A 16,696-nucleotide genomic window follows, 5' to 3' on the forward strand; every position below is an offset into this window, starting at 1 on the left:
GTTCACGACTCCTTAAAGACTGTTGATCAGTGTGCTGAACATGGTTTGTGCCGCCTTGATGATCTGCGATGAGGCGGTGTAGTACTGCTGGTACTTGATCAGGTTGGCCGCTTCTTCATCCAGCGACACACCCGACACTGCATCTCGGGCCGCCTTGCTGGTTTCTACGGCTGCGGTGGCTGCCGTGACCGAACTTTTCGCCTGAGCCGAACGTGCGCCCACGGTGGACACCAGATCGGCATAAGAACCGGACAGGCTGGTACCAACATTACCGTTGGTGACGTCGACAGTCTTGGCGGTCTGCAGGCCAACCACCGCAAGTGCGTTGCGGTTATCAGAAGAGCCCGCACCGGTCAGGCTGATGCTGAACGTGTCATTGACGACCGGCGAACCGGACAGCGTCATCTGGACTTCAAATGCAGCCTTGGTACTGGGCGTAGTCGACGTGCTGTAACCAATACTCAGTTTGAGCGTATTGTTTTGCCCCTGAATAATGGTGCCACCCACCGCATTGCCATTCTGATCCAGTACGGCAGCGCCAGTTGCGTCTACCAGCGAATAGCTCTGAACGCCTGCTGTGGTGGCCGCGCCCATGACCAGTTTCATCGGTGTCGACTCTTTGATCGCGTTACGCAAATCAGCGGTCTGAGTGCTGTTATAGATGTCGGCTTTGGTGTTGAGCACTGGCTGGGTGAAGCCGCCAGTGCCGGCATTGCTCGCGCCAGCGGCTGCGGTCAGAGGGGCTGCTGCCGCGATGTCCTTGGGGTCGGTCAGTGATACGGCAATACCGCTGGCACCGTTACGGGTTGGTGAGACTTTGAAAACGTCACCAGCCGCTACGGCGTTACCGTTCAGGCTCATACTGAAGCCTTCGAACTGATCCGGCGGCGTCTTGCCGAGTACACCTGTGCCCACGCTTTCACCGTTGGGCAGACGACGCACCGTGAAATTGGTGGCGTCGTTGAAGGTGACCTCGTAGTCGTCAGCCGTTAGCTTGCTGGTATTGGAAATCGTGACATCCAGGTTACCGGAGTTCGCAGAGTTGGTCGTCTTGCCGGTGCTGCGCTGCGAGATATTTTCAGCGCTGTTGATATTGGCGTAAAGACTGGTCCCAAAATTACCTTTGCTGTCGACACCTTGGCTCAGTTGGCTGTTGACCTGATCGGCCAGCACCATGGCGACACGGCCCAGTTCGTTGGCAGATGGAATCAGCACCTCGGACCGATAGTCCAGCAGACCGCCGATTGCACCGTGCTTGAGCACAGACGTCACATCGGTGGGGGTCTGGCCGTAGGTGATCTGCAAGCTGTATTGCAACGGGTCGGCGCTGCCTGGAATCGCGGACATTTTGTAGGAGGTTGCGTTACTTACCAGTGATTGCCCGGAACCGGTGTAAATGTCGTAGTTGCCGTTGTTCTCGACGACGTTGACACCCACCAGTTCGTTGAGCTTGCGCACGGTCTCATTGCGTGTGTCCAGCAACGAGTTGGGTGTGGTGTTGCCGGCCGATGCCTGGGTGATCTGCTTGTTCAGACTGGCAATAGTGCTCGTCAAGTCATTGACTTGCGTGGCGTAGGTATTCAACTGAGCGTTGACGTTGTCATTCTGCGCTGACAACTGCGAGGCTACCGAGTTGAATCGTGCACTGAGTGCTGTTGCCTGGGTCAGGAACGACGAACGCTCAGCCGACTGCGTAGAGCTGGTGGCAATGGCTTGCATCTTGGTGAAGAAGTCTGCCAGTTGAGCGGCAACGCCCGTCGTGCTGTCGGACAGAAGTTTATCGGTCTTGCCAGCCTGACCGGCGTACGCGTTGGCTTCAGCACTGAGCGCTGTGCTTTTTTGCAATTGGCTATCAAGGAAACCGTTGTAAATACGGCGCACGTCGGACAGCGTGGTGCCGGTGCCGATATAGCCGACCCCCAGACCAATATTGACCTGTGCCGACGCCGTGGTCATTACCTGCTGACGCGAGTAACCGGCGGTATCCACGTTGGCCGTGTTGTTACCGATGGTGTTGATCGCGGCACTGCTGGCATTGATACCTGAGAGCCCAATTGAAATCAGCGACATGATTAAAACCTTATAAAGTCGTGGAAGAGCCCGATGCGGCGGCGTACGTCTGGTAACTCTTCATCTGCTTCGCAATCTGCGAAATCTTGCTGGCATAGTCCGGGTCTGTTGCGTAGCCGGCCTTCTGCAACTCTTTTACAAACTGTTCCGGTTTATCGGCCGAATTGACCACTTCTTTATATCGATTGTTGTTCTGCAGCAGACTGACAAGGTCGTGGAAGCTGTCGGCGTAGGAATCGTAGGAACGGAAATCCGCGGTTTCCTTGACCATCTTGCCGTCACGGAACTCGCTGGTGATCGCACGTGCTTCCGGCCCCTTCCAGCTGCCAGCCGCCTTGATGCCGAACAGGTTGTGACTGCTGCTGCCATCCTGCTGACGCATGATGGATTTGCCCCAGCCGGTCTCGAGTGCGGCCTGCGCCACCAGCATGACAGGATCGACGCCGATACGCGCAGCCGCGTCCTTGGCGAGCGGCAGCATGGTTTCGACGAACTGGTCGGCGTTGCTGAATGCGCGCTTGGCAGGCGCCAGCGGTGGTTGCGCCATGGTGCGCACGTATTCCGGTGCAGGCGCCAGGTTCGGGTCCATGGTCCAGTCGCCGTTGTGACCGGCAGCGCCTGCGACAGCGCGCGACGGCATCGGGCTGTTGGCCACGTTTGCAGCGGCGGTCGCAGACGGCACAATGCCCGCCAGCAGCCGGTCGGTGAGTTTGGCCGGCAGCGACAGGCGACGCGCGTTGAGCAGCGCCATGTCGTTGCGCCCTTCACCGGACGCCGAGGCGGCAGCCGCCGCCTGATCCGCAGCCACCGAACGTGTGGCCCACAGTGGACGCTGATAGACGCTGGTCGCCAGACCGGTCTTGGCAGGCGCCGCATCGGCGGCCGGTGCAGCAGCATCGGTCACGGGAGCGTGCTGAATGCCTTTGTCCTTCGACAATTGGCGCATCAGCACGTCCTGCAGACCGATGCCATTGCCACGGGTCGACAGCGTCACCGCCAACTGCTGGTCATACATGTCCTGATACTGCCGCGTCGCGGCGGTGTTCATCGGGTTATCCTTGGCCAGCACCTCGTTGGCCGAGCGCATGGCCTTGAGCATCTGGCTGACGAACAGCGATTCGAATTCCTGAGCCACCTTCTTCTGGTTGGCCACACTGTCCTTGTCGCCATGTTTCAGCGCCGCCAGACGGTTGACGTCGGTGTAGGCACCCGAGTCGACCGGCGCGGAGATTCCGCTCTTGAGCATGTCCATGGACGCGTCCTCAGATGACGATCAGGTCGGCTTGCAACGCGCCGGCCTGCTTCAAGGCTTCGAGGATGGCCATCAGGTCACCGGGCGCAGCGCCCACCTGATTGACCGCGCGCACGATTTCGTCGAGCGTGGTGCCCGGGCCGAACTTGAACATCGGGTGCAGTTCCTGCTGGGCATTGACCCGCGAGCGAGGCACTACCGCAGTCTGGCCACCGGACAACGCGCCTGGCTGGCTGACAATCGGGTCTTCGGTGATGGTCACGGTCAGGCTGCCGTGCGTCACGGCGGCAGGCGACACCTTCACGTTCTGGCCGATCACGATAGTGCCGGTCCGCGAGTTGATGATGACTTTGGCGGCGGTCTGGCCCGGATCGACTTCGAGGTTCTCCAGAATCGACAGGTAATCGACACGCTGGCCCGGATCCAGAGGCGCGGTGACGCGCACCGAACCACCGTCCAGCGCCTGCGCAACGCCAGGGCCGAGCAGTTCATTGATCTTGTCCACGACGCGTTTGGCCGTAGTGAAGTCGGAGCGGTTGAGGTTCAGGGTCAGGGTGTTGCCCTGGTTGAAGCCGCTCGGCACCGAACGCTCGACCGAAGCACCGCCGGGAATACGACCCGACGACGGTACGTTGACGGTGATCTTGGAACCGTCACGGCCTTCCGCATCAAAACCGCCGACCACCAGGTTGCCCTGCGCGATTGCGTAAACGTTGCCGTCGACACCCTTGAGCGGCGTCATCAACAGCGCGCCGCCACGCAGGCTTTTGGAGTTACCGATCGAAGAGACAGTGATATCCACGGTCTGCCCCGGCTTGGCGAACGCAGGCAGATCCGCGTAAACCGCAACCGCCGCGACGTTTTTCAGCTGCACGGTGCCGGAACCCGCAGGCACCTTGATGCCGAACTGCGAGAGCATGTTATTGAAGGTCTGCAGCGTGAACGGCGTCTGGGTGGTCTGGTCGCCCGTTCCGTTCAGACCCACCACCAGACCGTAACCGATCAGCTGGTTGGCACGCACGCCGGAGATGCTGGCGATGTCCTTCAGACGTTCGGCGTGTACACCGAACGCTGTGGTCAACAACAGAGTCGCCGCTATCAGTTGCTTGAGCTTGATCATGTCTATCCCGCTATCAGAAAGGGAACAACGGGCTGAGGAAGAACCGGTCGAACCAGCCTGGCTGGCTGGTATCGGCGAAGGCTCCGGTCCCCGAATAGGTAATGCGGGCGTCAGCGATACGGGTTGAGGAAACGGTGTTGTCGGTCGCGATATCGTCTGCGCGTACCAGGCCGGCAATACGCACCAGCTCGTCTCCGGTGTTGAGCGTCATCCACTTCTCGCCACGCACCGCCAGAATGCCGTTAGGCAGCACATCGGCAACCGTCACGGTGACCGAGCCGGTCAGGCTGTTGCTCTGCGCAGCCTTGCCATCGCCCTTGGTGGTGCGTGCGCCGGTGTAACCGGCGTTCAGGCTCAGGTCATTGCCGCCAATCGGGTTGTTGGTGGTCAGGCCCGAACCGAACAGCGAGGTCAGGCCGATACTGTTGGTGCTGTTCTTGTTCATGTCCGAGCTTGCAGCCTTGCTCGCCGCCATCCGCTCGGACAGGGTGATGGTGATGATGTCGCCAACCCGGAATGCCTTGCGGTCGCCGTACAGGTTCTGCTCGAAACCGGCCTGATAGATCGCACCATTGTTGGCAGCAGCCGACATGGGCGTGCGCGGTAGCACCGGCGCGTAATAAGGGTCATTGGGCTTGGCGGACGGCGCCACACAGCCCGACAGCAAAGCGATCCCGCACAATGAAGCGATCAACACTGAAAAACGCGGAACAACACTAAGGTGTTTCATGACACTTGAAACCTCGCGGTGTAACAGACGCTTATCAGGCGCCGCATCGGATTGAGCTTGCACAGCAACAGGTACGTCAGGGTGTTACAGGTTCTGAGTCAGGTTCTGCAGCATCTGGTCGGCGGTCGAGATCACTTTGGAGTTCATCTCGTAGGCGCGCTGCGTGGTGATCATGTTCACCAGTTCCTCAACCGTGCTCACGTTGGAGTTTTCCAGCGTGTTCTGCAGGGTCGGGCCGAGACCGTTCAGGCCTGGCGTGCCGATCTGCGGCGCGCCGCTCGAACCGGTTTCCAGGTACAGGTTGCCACCGATGGCCTGCAGGCCGGCCGGGTTGATGAAGTCGGCGGTCTGGATGTTGCCGATGATCTGCGGCGTGGCAGTCGCGCCCGCCAGCGTCACCGAAACGGTACCGTCCTGGCCGACCGTGAAGGTCTGGGCGTTCTGTGGAACGACGATCGCAGGCTCCAGGGCGTAACCGTTGGCGGTCACGATCTGGCCGTTGGCGTCCAGGTGGAACGTACCGTCACGGCTGTAGGCAATGGTGCCGTCCGGCTGGGTCACCTGGAAGAAACCACGACCGTTGACAGCCAGGTCCAGCGGGTTGTTGGTGGTCTGCAGGCTACCGGCGGTGAAGTTTTTCTGCGTGCCGACGATGCGCACACCGGTACCCAGTTGCAGGCCGGAAGGCAGTTCGCTGTCCTGAGTGGACTGCGCGCCTGGCTGACGCTTGATCTGATAGAGCAGGTCCTGGAACTCGGCGCGATCGCTCTTGAAACCTGTGGTCGACACGTTCGCCAGGTTGTTGGAGATCGTGGTCAGGTTGGTGTCCTGAGCGGCAAGGCCGGTTTTGGCGACGTATAGTGCAGGAAGCATGTGGATTCTCCTCGAGCGCCGGATTATCGGCGCAAGCTGTCAATAGTTAGCCAAGTTGCAAGACGCGAGCCATCGACTGGTCGTCTTCTTCGGCGGTCTTCATCATCTTGACGTGCAGTTCGAACTGACGGGACAAGGCCAGCACCGAGGTCATTTCCTCGACGGCGTTCACGTTGCTCGCCTGCAGAAAACCGGACTCGACCTGGACGTTGGCGTCTACGTCGGCAGGGCGACCGCTCTTGGTGTGAATAAGGCCATCAGGGCCCTTCTCCATCGTTTTCAGATCAGGGTTGACCAGCTTGATACGGTCAACCTGCGCCATCACCTGAGGGCTTTCGCCCAGAGAACGAACGCTGATGGTGCCGTCGGCGCCGATCTCGATCTGCTGCTGCGGCGGCACGGCGATAGGACCGCCATTGCCCATTACCGGCAAACCACTGCCGTCGCGCAGCACGCCCAACGCATCGATATTCATGCCGGAACTGCGGGTATAAGCCTCGCCGCCGTCAGGCGTCTGAACCGCGATCCAGCCATTGCCCTTGATGGCGATGTCCAGTGCACGGCCGGTCTCGACCATGGCTCCGCCGGAAAAATCAGTCCCGGGACGTTCGCTCATGGCGTAGGCACGCGACGGGTTGACCTCGCCAAACACGGGCATTGAGCGGGCCTGTTCCAGGTCGCGCATGAAACCGTTGGTCGACACGTTCGCCAGGTTGTTGGCGTGGGCCTTCTGCGCGATCGCGTTTTCCGATGCACCGCTCATTGCGACGTAAAGCAACTTGTCCACAGTCTTCCTCCTCCGACAGACGCTTGCCGCCTGTAGCTGTTCTGAGAGGGAGAAAGCAATTTTTGAACCAACTTCTCACGACCAACACAACTATCTGATTTATCAGCAAAAACAGGCGAATGCCCCAGACGCGCTGGCAACGAGTGAGCCGATAGCGGCGGTGGACTGCCGCTCACCTGCCATCACGCGTAAGGCACCGCCAAAAAAACTTCATTGATACCGAATGATGCGGGGCGCGCAGTGATAATCTGGCGACCATCAACCCCTCGCCACGGGAATCCACATGCCTGCTCGCACCTGCTTTATCGGCGTGGTCACCGCCAGCGCGATGACCCTCGCCCTGCTCGCCCAGGCCGCCCCCGCCTATTACTACAGATGGCAGGGCGACAGCCGCATTGTGTGCGCACAGACCAGCCCCGGACCGGGCTGGACCCGACTGAAAGGTCACTTCGTCAAATCCGACTGCTCGATCTGACCGCATACCCGGTCAGGTGGACTGACTCGGAATGTGTGTCGGCATCACGCTCGTATAAACAGTCTGACGCTCGGCCTCACCTCATGAGAGCCTTGCCCGTTTGCAACCCGACCAATCGCAGTACGAACCGCGTCATTCGGCAACTGCTCACAGACATAAAAAAAGCCCCTTTTGACAGGGGCTTCTTCAGTTGCGAACCGACGTCATCAGGTCATCTGAATGGTGGTCTGCATGATAGTGCTTTGCGTCGAGATGGTCTTGGCGTTCGCCTGATAGTTGCTCTGCGCCTTGATCAGATTGACCAGCTCCATGGTCAGGTCGACGTTAGACTCTTCCAGCGCCTGGCCCGTGATGTAACCCAGCGTGCCGGACTGTGGCGTGCCGCTGACCGGCACACCGGACGCGAAGGTTTCACGCCAGTTGGTACCGCCAGCCTGCGCCAGACCCTGTACGTTGGCAAAGTTGGTCAGCGACGTCTGGCCGATCACCTGCGACTTACCGTTGGTGTAGGTGGCGAACAGGTTACCGGTTGCGTCAACGCTCATCGCGCTGAGCTGGCCAGTAGCGTAGCCGTCCTGATCCTGAGAGATAAGACCCGACACCGAGGCGGTCTGAGTGATGCCGGACATGTTCAGCTTGATGGTGTCTGCACCGCTGGCACCATTGGCCACCCAGGTCGTTGTCGTGCCGGATCCGGTCTGCACGCCTGGCACCCAGTTATCGACAGTGAACGTACCGTCAGTGTTGAAGGTAATGTTCGCGCTGTTGGTCGGCACAGCACCGGGCGCAGCTACGACCAGGTTGCCCGCCGAATCGAAGGTCAGGTCATTCTTGTCAGGCGTGGTGGTGGTCGGGTTCGAGATGCTGCGACCATCCATCAGCGAGTACATGGACCAGGTATTGGTGCCAGTCTTGACGAAGTACTGATCCAGGGTGTGCGCGTTACCCTGTGAGTCAAACGTCGGCGTGCTGTACTTCATGTTGTAGCTTTTGGTGTCGGTGGCGTCGAAGGTGTTGAGGCTCGGCAACGCAGTGGTCGAGTTCAGGTTGGCGACGTTGGTGATCGCCGTGGTCGCCTTCGGCTGCAGGTTCGAGGAATCGACACGCAGGTCGCTCAGCGCACCGGTCACGATGCTGCCGTTGGCGTCGACGTTGTAACCCTGCAGCTTCATGCCGGCGCTGTTGACGACAAAACCTTCCTTGTCGGTGTGAAACGCACCGGCACGGGTGTACAGCTTCTCGCCGTTATTGCTGAGCTGGAAGAAACCGTTGCCGTTGATGGCAAGGTCCAGGCTGTTGGCGGTGCCGGTGGTCAGGTTGCCCTGAGAAAACTGTTGCGCCACCGCAGCAGTGCTGACGCCGCTGCCGACGTTGGTCTGGCCGGACGTTCCGCGAATGGATTGCGCGTACTGATCCGCGAATTCCGCACGGGACGATTTGAAGCCAGTGGTCGCTACGTTGGCAATGTTGTTGCCGGTAACGTCAAGACTCTTGTTTGCAGCATAGAGCCCACTAAGACCGATATTGAAAGACATATTCCACTCCTGCGCCGTCTAGTCGGCTCTATATTCCGATCGTTTGAACTTTGGACAGGGCAACACTGCCGCTGGCCAGGTTGAGCTTTGTTTCCGCACCATTGACGCCCAGCGTGACGCTGTTGACGGTCGCAGGCAGGTAGGTGGTGAACTGGGTATTCTTGCCTTCGATCGAGCCTGCCGCCGTGAAGGTGTAGTTGCCGGAAGCAAGCGCGGTTCCGTCACTGTCGGTACCATCCCAGGCAAAGCTGACCGTACCGGCCGGCTGAGTGCCGAGGTCGACGGTATCGACCAGATTGCCCTGAGGATCGTAGACCTTGACGCTTGTCGCGGAACTGGTATTGGGCACGACCACGGAGCCGATCATGCCTTTGGCCGTGTCGACCGTCGTGGAGCTCGCATCGATGATCACTGAACGACCGACCAGCGACGAGGCCTGCAGGGCCTGGGACGACTGATAGCTACCGGCGATCGAATCGACCGTCTTGGTCAGGTTCTGCAGGCTTTCGACGCTGCTGAACTGTGCCAACTGGCCCACGAACTCGGTGTTGTCCTGAGGGTCCAGCGGGTTCTGGTTTTTCATCTGCGTGACGAGCAACTGCAGAAACGCATCCTTGCCCAGCGCGCCTGTCGAATCGGTCTTCGTCTGCGTCGGGTTCTGAAGCGAGTTTATGAAACTCGTCGTCGATACATTGTTTTCAACGGCCATATCTTTCGCCTTCTATCACTGACCGAGGGTCAGAACCTTCTGCATCATGGATTTTGCGGTGTTCATGATTTCGGCGTTGGTCTGGAACGAACGACTGGCGGAAATCATGTCGGCCATTTCTTCCACGACGTTGACGTTGGGGTAGTAGACGTACCCGTTCTTGTCAGCCGATGGATGATTGGGCTCGTAGCGCGCCTCGAGGTTGGAGCTGTCTTCGATGATGCCGTTGACCTGGACACCCTGCCCGGCCTCGCCCTGATCCTGGAACAGCGAGCCGCCAGTGGACTGCTGACCCTGCATCACGGTGGCGAACACCGGATGACGGGCGCGGTAGGTCTGGTCCATGCTCGAGGACACGGTCTCGGCGTTGGCAATGTTACTGGCCGTGGTGTTCAGACGCGTGGTCTGGGCACTCATGGCGCTACCGGCAATGTTGAACACATTGGCTAGTGACATGAATTACTCTCCGCGAAGGGCTGCAACCAGCCCCTTGAATTTGCTGTTGAGCAAGGTGAAGCTGGCCTGGAAGCCCATGGCGTTCTCGGTGTAACTGGCCTGCTCGACCTGAGAATCGACGGTGTTCTGGTCCAGCGAAGGCTGCGACGGCGTGCGGTACATCAGCGTACCGTCCTGGTTGCCCATGCCCTCGGCTTCGATATGACGACTGTTGGTCTTGTTCAGCGCGAAACGGCCGTTCTGGACCTTGTCGTTTTCGGCGGCCAGCACCGAAGAGAACTCCAGATCGCGAGCCTTGAAGTTCGGGGTGTCGGCGTTGGAAATGTTGTTGGCCAACACCTCTGCACGCTGAGCCCGGAAGTTGAGGGCCTTTTCGTGAATGCCTAGCGCTTTATCGAAGCTGATGCTCATGTCGGGAAACCTTTGCCGGTTGACCTGATTCTGTTGTCACTGACAAAGCAATCGGCGTGCCACTTCTCAAAACCCAATGATTACGGGGCCTGGAGGCAGTGGCGAGGCGACAATGCCAGAAAAGCGGCAAGGCATTTCCGCTATAGAGAGGTAAAGCGGCAAGCCAGGTGCCGTTTTTTTGCCAGTATTCGGCGGCAGCCTGACATCCTGACATCCTGACAGCACCACGTTTGCCGCCAGCCGGAACGCGAGCCAAAAAAAAGAGACCCGAAGGCCTCTCTTTTGAACACTTGCCAATCACTTGGCCTTGTAGATGATTCCGGGACTGCACTGAACCATCTGATAATGATCCGGCAAACCATTGAGGGCTTCGGAAGCGCCCAGGAACAAGTAGCCACCCGGCTTGAGCGTGCCATGGATGCGCAGCAGGATGTCTTTCTTCACATCGGCCGAAAAGTAGATCAGCACGTTGCGGCAGAACACGATGTCGAACTTACCCAGCGCAGCGTAACTGTCGAGCAGGTTGAACGAGCGAAATTCCACACGATTCTTGATCGGCGCCTTGACCACCCAGCGACCCGGGCTCTTGACGTCGAAGAAACGTTGCAGCCGATCCGGCGACAGGCCGCGACCAATGGCCAGGCTGTCGTACTCGCCGGTCTTGCAGTTATTGAGCATCGCACCCGACAGATCGGTGGCGACAATCTGCGCACCCGACTTGAGTTGACCTGGATTCGCACGCTCGAACTCATCGATCGACATCGACAACGAGTACGGTTCCTGACCCGACGAACACGCTGCCGACCAGATACGCAGACGCTGACCGGGACTGGCCTTGATCTGCTCCGGCAACACCTTGTTCTTCAGGACTTCAAAGGGATAGGTATCGCGAAACCACAGGGTTTCGTTGGTCGTCATTGCATCGACCACCTGCTCCTTGAGGCCGCTGCGGGGCTGGGTCTGGATGCGCTGGACCAACTCGCCAAGCGACTTGATGCTCTGCTGCTCCATCAGCTTGTTGAGACGGCTGGACACCAGGTACTGCTTGTTTTCCCCAAGCAGGATGCCACAGGCTTTTTCCAGAAAAACCCGGAACTGATCAAAATCCAAATTACCCGTAGACAAGGTGCAGCCTCTCAAATCATGTGAATCACCGAGAGCGACGCCCCCGGCTATTTAAGCTGTTTACTCTGACGCGTTGATGCGCGCCACTACCCTGGCTGCCAGATCGTCAGGCCGGAATTTCGCGAGGAAATCGTCGGCACCGACCTTCTTGACCATCGCCTGGTTGAAAACACCGGACAACGAGGTGTGCAGGGTGATGTGCATCTTCTGCATGCGCGGGTCATTGCGTATCGCAGCGGTTAGGGTATAGCCATCCATCTCCGGCATTTCAATGTCGGAGATCATCATCAGAAACTCTTCATGAGGTTTCTTGCCTTCTTCGACCATCTTGCGCAGGTAATCCAGCGCCTGACGCCCGTCGTTCAGCGCAACCACTTCCACGCCAACCGTTTCCAGGCAGCGGCTGACCTGTTTGCGTGCCACCGACGAGTCATCGACCGTCAGCACGCGCAGCGAGACAGCCTTGTGATGAACCTCTTCATTGATAACGCCCACCGACACCTCTTCGGAGATCGGCGCAACCTCGGCGAGAATTTTCTCGACGTCGATAATTTCGACCAACTGATTGTCGACCCGCGTAACCGCCGTAAGGTAGTGATCGCGGCCGGTGCCCTTGGGCGGCGGATGGATCTCTTCCCAGTTCATGTTGACGATGCGTTCGACCGAATGCACCAGAAAACCCTGAACCTTGGTGTTGTACTCAGTAATGATCACGAAGGAATTGACCAGCGAAATCATGCCTGCCGAACCTGTCGCCATCGCCAGGTCCATGATCGGAATAGTGCCGCCGCGAATATTCGCCACACCCCGCACGATCGGACTCGATTTGGGCATGATGGTAAGTTTCGGGCATTGCAGTACTTCTTTTACCTTGAACACATTGATCCCGTAGAGCTGCTTGCCGTCGAGACGGAACAAAAGCAACTCCAGGCGATTCTGACCCACCAGCTGCGTGCGCTGGTTCACCGAATCCATTACACCTGCCATGCCGACCCCCTCCTACCAAAGCGACCGTTTTCCACACACCAGGCTGGCAAGCGGCACGGGCTTTGCTTTTTATACGTCATGAACGCAAAGACGACAATTTTTCGACACCTCGCATTAGAAACCCGCAGGCTTCTGTGCGCAATCGGCATGCTGTGCCTTTTCAGCGTGACAAACCTCTGTCGCGCAGAGAATTTCACACTGCCTGAACAGCTTATCGGCGTTACCCAAGGGTTTCTTGAGTTCACAGTAGAAGACTATTTGGCAACCAACCAGATCGAAGGTCGCCATGACATCCAGGTCAAGCAGCTGGACCCTCGCCTGCGCATGGGTTCCTGTGACAAGGATTTGACAGCCGCACTGGAGAGTCCGCGCCCTGTCGGCCGGGTAACCGTGCGGGTTCGCTGTGAGGGGTCGTCGCCCTGGACCGTCTTCGTACCGGCTCAGGTGCAGTTGTTTCGTAACGTCGTGACGGTGATGCGTCCACTCAAACGCGACGCCATCGTCACTGAAGACGATGTGGCCATGCGCGAGCGCGATGTGAGCAGCGTAGGCCTTGGATTTCTCGCTTCGCTGGATCAGGCCGTTGGGCAGAAGGTTGTCCGACCAATGGTCATCGACCAGGTCGTGACGCCGGTGGCACTGGAACAGCCGCAGATGATTCACAAGGGCGACCAGGTGATCATCATCGCCCGCAGCGGTTCGCTCGCGGTGCGCATGCCTGGCGAGGCGATGTCCGATGGCAGTTTCAACGAGCAGATACGGGTGAAGAACCTCAATTCCAACCGGGTCATCAAGGCAAACGTGACCGGGCCCGGACAGGTGGAAGTGGCCATGTGAACATAATGATGCTGGCGTAGGACGGACGTTTTTTCTAGACTGCGGTGACTATCCGGCGGTGTAAGCCTCTATTGAGAAGCTTTATCACGACGTGCCTAAAGTTTTGTCGGGGATGGCCGAAAACAAGGCAAGCGTCCAAACACCCAGAGGTTTTTTATCATGGTCATAGACTTCAATCGTATCAATAGCCCCCAACCTGCCGCACGTACCAACGGCGTCAAAGACACCAGCAAGACCGAAGCTTCGGCCCCTGCCAGCAGCACCGCAGGCGTCAAAAGCACCGGGGAAACCGTTTCATTGAGCAGTGAGGCTCAACAGTTGCAGAAAATCACTGACAAGCTTGCCGACCTGCCGGTCGTCAACAGCGCACGCGTTGCCGAACTCAAACAGGCTATCGCCGACGGCACTTACACAGTGGACAGCAACAGTGTAGCCAAAAAGATGCTCCAACTCGAAACCCAACGCTAGCCGCCGGCTCGCGCTGGATATTCTGGACGCTTAAAAACCAGAGCATGCGATGCAAGACACTATTTTGCTTCAGATGATCAATGACGACATGGTTCCGGCCACGCAGCTGCGTGAGCTGTTGCAAGCGGAGTCACTGATCCTCCACGGCCGCGACATGGGCGAGATGGAACACGTACTGGCGCAGAAACAGGCGCTGGTGATTCTGCTCGAACAGCATGGGCGCCGCCGCAGTCAGGTGCTGACAGGGCTTGGATTACCCGCCAACCGGCAGGGTCTGGAGCAACTGGCCAGCCATTCGGACATCGGTGAGCAACTGCTCACGACCGCCGACGCGCTGAACGCGCTGATCGCTGAATGCCAGGCGCTCAACGAGCGCAATGGCAGCCTCATTCAACTGCAGCAGGTGAGCACGGCCCACCAGCTTCGCATTCTGAATGGCGGCGACACGCCGACCCTGTACGACAGTCGCGGTTCGACTGCTGGAAGAGCAAGACCACGCCCCCTCAGTCAGGCGTAACTTCCTGTATAAAGGTTTCGTGCGTAGTGGCAGAATGCCCGCTGTTGCGTTGCCGTAGTATTTTGCCTGGAGATGTAAAGACGTGAATGGCTCAAGCGCGGATGATGCTCCGCAGCCCCCGAAGGTTTTGAACACACCTTTGGAAATCGCCGCCAACCTGCGGCTACTCCTCGAAAGTCATGATCCTTTGATCATCACTTTCCACGAGCGCGCCCAGCGCTTTCAGAGCTACGTTCTCGAGGTCGATCGTGACAGTAACGTCATGGCGCTCGACGAAATGATCCCCCGCGATGGTGAACGATTCCTGAGCAATGGCGAGTCCTTTCGGGTTGAAGGTTTTCACGACGGCGTGCGTATCGCCTGGGAAAGCTCGGCGCAGATGGAGATCATCGATAACGATGGTCAGCGCTTCTACCGCGGCGCCATGCCTGAGGAAGTCATCTATCACCAGCGTCGCAACGCATTCCGCGCCGCGCTCAAGCTTGCACAACTGGTCGATATCGAGATCGGTGGCGACAGGCTCAAGTCGCCACTGGTTGGCAAGCTGCTGGACATTTCCGCAACCGGATGCAAGCTGCGCTTCGAGGGCGATTTCTCCCAGCGTATGCAGTTGGGTCAGGTGTACGAACGCTTCATCGCCAGATTGCCGTTCGGCGCAATGACCGCGCCGGTCGAACTGCGTTATCTGCACTTCGAAGAAAGGGTCAACACCACGTTCGCCGGGGTTCGCTTTCACAACATGAGCGGACTGGTACAGCGCCAGGTCGAACGCTTCGTGTACCAACTGCAACGTGAAGCCCGACGCTTCGACAAAGACGACGACTTCTGACAGACGTCCGCTGCGGCAGTGATTGCGGTATCGCTACCGCAATCACGTCACATCCTCTTGCATCACCCTCTCGCGTTAGCTTCACCTGCACGCAGCATCAGGCTTTCCAGGTCTCTTCCTCTCGCTCACGCTCACCGTCTACCGGCTCGGTTTCGGCGATCTGCTCACCGTGGGATTCAGGCATATGCTCATCTTCGGCAACCGATTCAGCTTCGGGCTCGGCAGTGGCCTGCATTTGCTCCTGAACCACCTGTTCATCCACACGCGGGTCAAGGGCAACTACCAGCGGTGAGCTGGACATGCTGTCCGGCATCGCGACGTGGTGCAGCGGAGCATTCTCGACCTGGTGCAGGTGTGTGACAGCCTTGGGACGAATCAGCAGGACCAGCACGGCACCGGCACCGCAGACGAACACATACAGCATGTGGCCGCCGAACATCTTCATGACCACGCCCGCCGCCAATGGACCGATGCTGGCGCCGATCCCATAGGTCATCAGCAGCATGGCCGTGAGGGACACACGCCGTTCGGCCTCGACGTGGTCATTGGCGAATGCCACCGCCAGTGGATAGAGACAGAACTGCATCAGCGACGCGAGAAAGCCGACGCCGAACAGCACTTCCACCGGCACGCTGGGAAACACCGCCAGCGGCAATGAAGCGACGACCAGTGCCGCGGCGAATACGCGCATCAACACCGAGCGATCAAAGCGATCGGACAGCAAACCCAGCGGCCACTGCACCAGAAAGCCCGCGAGAATGCAGCAGCCCATGAACAGACCGACCTGCTCGGTCGTCAGCCCCTGCTCTGCGGCGTAGACCGGCGCCAGACCGTAGAAGGAGCCGATGATCAGTCCCGCGCCCAGCACAGCCGTGAGCGACTGCGGCACCCGTTTCATGAAGAAACGCGGCTCCAGTGGCGCAGGGTGCAGCGGCGCAGGGTGAATTGCTCGGGTCATGGCAACCGGCACCAGACACAGGGCAAAACACAACGCCACCAGCATCAACAGTTCAGGGCCGAGCTGTGGATGAACCACCAGCACCAGTTGCCCCAGCACCAGCCCGAGGTAGGACGCGATCATGTAGCCGCTGAACACCATCCCGCGCTGCTTGGCCGCTGCCTGTTCGTTCAACCAGCTTTCGATGACCATGTACTGACACATCATCCCCAGACCGACGATGACCCGCAGAATCAGCCAGGCAGGCAGCCAACTGATCAATCCGTGCCCCAGCACCGCAGCGCCGACGATGCCCGCGCAGGTTGCATAGGCGCGAATGTGCCCGACACGACCGATCAGCCGGTGACCGATCTTGCCGCCCAGCACCAGACCGAAATAGTTTGCAGCCATCAGCGCACCGACCCACAGACTGTCCACCTGATCGGCGGCCAGGCGCAGGGCCAGATAGGTACTCAGCAGACCCGAGCCGATCAACATCATCAACGAGGCAAAATACAGCGCTCGAAAGGACTTCCAGATTTGGCGCATCGACATTCCAAAAATACGGAGCCGCCCGA

General features: G+C 58.8%; 18 protein-coding genes. 5 read left to right on the plus strand and 13 right to left on the minus strand.

Annotation, left to right across the window (positions count from 1 at the left end; all coding sequences use genetic code 11):
• Window positions 1–12 precede the first annotated feature (12 nt).
• From flgK to BZK31_RS25650, 6 genes are all read right to left on the minus strand, one after another.
• Window positions 13–2,070 carry a flagellar hook-associated protein FlgK gene (gene flgK / locus BZK31_RS25625; protein WP_083186038.1) on the minus strand — a complete coding sequence of 686 codons (2,058 nt, stop codon included), beginning with the start codon at window positions 2,068–2,070 and terminating at the stop codon, window positions 13–15.
• A 10-nt stretch (window positions 2,071–2,080) separates the two neighbouring features.
• Window positions 2,081–3,322, minus strand: a complete 1,242-nt coding sequence (gene flgJ, locus BZK31_RS25630) for a flagellar assembly peptidoglycan hydrolase FlgJ (RefSeq protein WP_083186039.1) — start codon at window positions 3,320–3,322, stop codon at window positions 2,081–2,083.
• Between the two features lie 10 nt (window positions 3,323–3,332).
• Entirely contained in the window at window positions 3,333–4,442 is a 1,110-nt protein-coding gene (locus BZK31_RS25635; protein ID WP_083186040.1) for a flagellar basal body P-ring protein FlgI, read from the minus strand.
• Between the two features lie 13 nt (window positions 4,443–4,455).
• A complete protein-coding gene (flgH, locus tag BZK31_RS25640; RefSeq protein WP_083186041.1) occupies window positions 4,456–5,172 on the minus strand; it encodes a flagellar basal body L-ring protein FlgH in 717 nt (238 codons plus the stop codon).
• An 84-nt stretch (window positions 5,173–5,256) separates the two neighbouring features.
• Complete coding sequence (gene flgG, locus BZK31_RS25645; protein ID WP_003412455.1) at window positions 5,257–6,045, minus strand: flagellar basal-body rod protein FlgG; 789 nt, start codon at window positions 6,043–6,045, stop codon at window positions 5,257–5,259.
• A 46-nt stretch (window positions 6,046–6,091) separates the two neighbouring features.
• Complete coding sequence (locus tag BZK31_RS25650; protein ID WP_083186042.1) at window positions 6,092–6,832, minus strand: flagellar basal body rod protein FlgF; 741 nt, start codon at window positions 6,830–6,832, stop codon at window positions 6,092–6,094.
• 283 nt (window positions 6,833–7,115) lie between these two features.
• On the opposite strand from BZK31_RS25650, the gene BZK31_RS25655 reads away from it, so the two are divergent.
• Window positions 7,116–7,307: a hypothetical protein gene (locus BZK31_RS25655; RefSeq protein ID WP_083186043.1), complete on the plus strand. Its 192-nt coding sequence runs from the start codon at window positions 7,116–7,118 to the stop codon at window positions 7,305–7,307.
• A 206-nt stretch (window positions 7,308–7,513) separates the two neighbouring features.
• Here the strand turns inward: BZK31_RS25655 and flgE are convergent, their stop codons facing one another.
• The 6 genes from flgE to BZK31_RS25685 all read right to left on the minus strand — a co-directional run bounded on the left by flgE (window position 7,514) and on the right by BZK31_RS25685 (window position 12,530).
• Window positions 7,514–8,842, minus strand: a complete 1,329-nt coding sequence (gene flgE / locus BZK31_RS25660; RefSeq protein WP_083186044.1) for a flagellar hook protein FlgE — start codon at window positions 8,840–8,842, stop codon at window positions 7,514–7,516.
• 28 nt (window positions 8,843–8,870) lie between these two features.
• The gene (gene flgD, locus BZK31_RS25665; RefSeq protein ID WP_083186045.1) at window positions 8,871–9,551 is read right to left on the minus strand and encodes a flagellar hook assembly protein FlgD; all 681 of its coding nucleotides are present in this window, start codon (window positions 9,549–9,551) and stop codon (window positions 8,871–8,873) included.
• 15 nt (window positions 9,552–9,566) lie between these two features.
• Window positions 9,567–10,007: a flagellar basal body rod protein FlgC gene (flgC, locus tag BZK31_RS25670; protein WP_083186046.1), complete on the minus strand. Its 441-nt coding sequence runs from the start codon at window positions 10,005–10,007 to the stop codon at window positions 9,567–9,569.
• Between the two features lie 3 nt (window positions 10,008–10,010).
• Complete coding sequence (flgB, locus tag BZK31_RS25675) at window positions 10,011–10,418, minus strand: flagellar basal body rod protein FlgB (RefSeq protein ID WP_083186047.1); 408 nt, start codon at window positions 10,416–10,418, stop codon at window positions 10,011–10,013.
• A 297-nt stretch (window positions 10,419–10,715) separates the two neighbouring features.
• Entirely contained in the window at window positions 10,716–11,543 is an 828-nt protein-coding gene (cheR, locus tag BZK31_RS25680; protein WP_167378107.1) for a protein-glutamate O-methyltransferase CheR, read from the minus strand.
• Window positions 11,544–11,603: 60 nt separating this feature from the next.
• Window positions 11,604–12,530, minus strand: coding sequence for a chemotaxis protein CheV (locus BZK31_RS25685; RefSeq protein ID WP_083186049.1), 927 nt, complete (start codon window positions 12,528–12,530; stop codon window positions 11,604–11,606).
• Between the two features lie 78 nt (window positions 12,531–12,608).
• Between BZK31_RS25685 and flgA the strand changes: the two genes are divergently transcribed.
• The 4 genes from flgA to BZK31_RS25705 all read left to right on the plus strand — a co-directional run bounded on the left by flgA (window position 12,609) and on the right by BZK31_RS25705 (window position 15,181).
• On the plus strand, window positions 12,609–13,367 hold the full coding sequence (gene flgA, locus BZK31_RS25690) for a flagellar basal body P-ring formation chaperone FlgA (protein WP_083186050.1): 759 nt from the start codon (window positions 12,609–12,611) through the stop codon (window positions 13,365–13,367).
• A gap of 159 nt (window positions 13,368–13,526) precedes the next feature.
• The gene (flgM, locus tag BZK31_RS25695) at window positions 13,527–13,835 is read left to right on the plus strand and encodes a flagellar biosynthesis anti-sigma factor FlgM (protein ID WP_083186051.1); all 309 of its coding nucleotides are present in this window, start codon (window positions 13,527–13,529) and stop codon (window positions 13,833–13,835) included.
• Window positions 13,836–13,884: 49 nt separating this feature from the next.
• Window positions 13,885–14,352 (plus strand): flagella synthesis protein FlgN, encoded by a 468-nt coding sequence (locus BZK31_RS25700; RefSeq protein ID WP_083186052.1) that lies wholly within the window; start codon window positions 13,885–13,887, stop codon window positions 14,350–14,352.
• 82 nt (window positions 14,353–14,434) lie between these two features.
• The gene (locus tag BZK31_RS25705; protein WP_083186053.1) at window positions 14,435–15,181 is read left to right on the plus strand and encodes a flagellar brake protein; all 747 of its coding nucleotides are present in this window, start codon (window positions 14,435–14,437) and stop codon (window positions 15,179–15,181) included.
• 97 nt (window positions 15,182–15,278) lie between these two features.
• On the opposite strand, the gene BZK31_RS25710 is transcribed toward BZK31_RS25705, so the two are convergent.
• Window positions 15,279–16,667 carry an MFS transporter gene (locus BZK31_RS25710; RefSeq protein WP_083186054.1) on the minus strand — a complete coding sequence of 463 codons (1,389 nt, stop codon included), beginning with the start codon at window positions 16,665–16,667 and terminating at the stop codon, window positions 15,279–15,281.
• Window positions 16,668–16,696 lie beyond the last annotated feature (29 nt).

The organism is Pseudomonas floridensis, from assembly GCF_002087235.1.
GTDB lineage: Bacteria > Pseudomonadota > Gammaproteobacteria > Pseudomonadales > Pseudomonadaceae > Aquipseudomonas > Aquipseudomonas floridensis.

Bases quoted from the DNA above. Each gene is read 5' to 3' on its own strand.
- flgK (WP_083186038.1), bottom strand. From the start codon at position 2,070: ATGTCGCTGATTTCAATTGGGCTCTCAGGTATCAATGCCAGCAGTGCC.
- flgJ (WP_083186039.1), bottom strand. From the start codon at position 3,322: ATGGACATGCTCAAGAGCGGAATCTCCGCGCCGGTCGACTCGGGTGCC.
- BZK31_RS25635 (WP_083186040.1), bottom strand. From the start codon at position 4,442: ATGATCAAGCTCAAGCAACTGATAGCGGCGACTCTGTTGTTGACCACA.
- flgH (WP_083186041.1), bottom strand. From the start codon at position 5,172: ATGAAACACCTTAGTGTTGTTCCGCGTTTTTCAGTGTTGATCGCTTCA.
- flgG (WP_003412455.1), bottom strand. From the start codon at position 6,045: ATGCTTCCTGCACTATACGTCGCCAAAACCGGCCTTGCCGCTCAGGAC.
- BZK31_RS25655 (WP_083186043.1), top strand. From the start codon at position 7,116: ATGCCTGCTCGCACCTGCTTTATCGGCGTGGTCACCGCCAGCGCGATG.
- flgE (WP_083186044.1), bottom strand. From the start codon at position 8,842: ATGTCTTTCAATATCGGTCTTAGTGGGCTCTATGCTGCAAACAAGAGT.
- flgD (WP_083186045.1), bottom strand. From the start codon at position 9,551: ATGGCCGTTGAAAACAATGTATCGACGACGAGTTTCATAAACTCGCTT.
- flgC (WP_083186046.1), bottom strand. From the start codon at position 10,007: ATGTCACTAGCCAATGTGTTCAACATTGCCGGTAGCGCCATGAGTGCC.
- flgB (WP_083186047.1), bottom strand. From the start codon at position 10,418: ATGAGCATCAGCTTCGATAAAGCGCTAGGCATTCACGAAAAGGCCCTC.
- BZK31_RS25685 (WP_083186049.1), bottom strand. From the start codon at position 12,530: ATGGCAGGTGTAATGGATTCGGTGAACCAGCGCACGCAGCTGGTGGGT.
- flgA (WP_083186050.1), top strand. From the start codon at position 12,609: ATGAACGCAAAGACGACAATTTTTCGACACCTCGCATTAGAAACCCGC.
- flgM (WP_083186051.1), top strand. From the start codon at position 13,527: ATGGTCATAGACTTCAATCGTATCAATAGCCCCCAACCTGCCGCACGT.
- BZK31_RS25700 (WP_083186052.1), top strand. From the start codon at position 13,885: ATGCAAGACACTATTTTGCTTCAGATGATCAATGACGACATGGTTCCG.
- BZK31_RS25710 (WP_083186054.1), bottom strand. From the start codon at position 16,667: ATGCGCCAAATCTGGAAGTCCTTTCGAGCGCTGTATTTTGCCTCGTTG.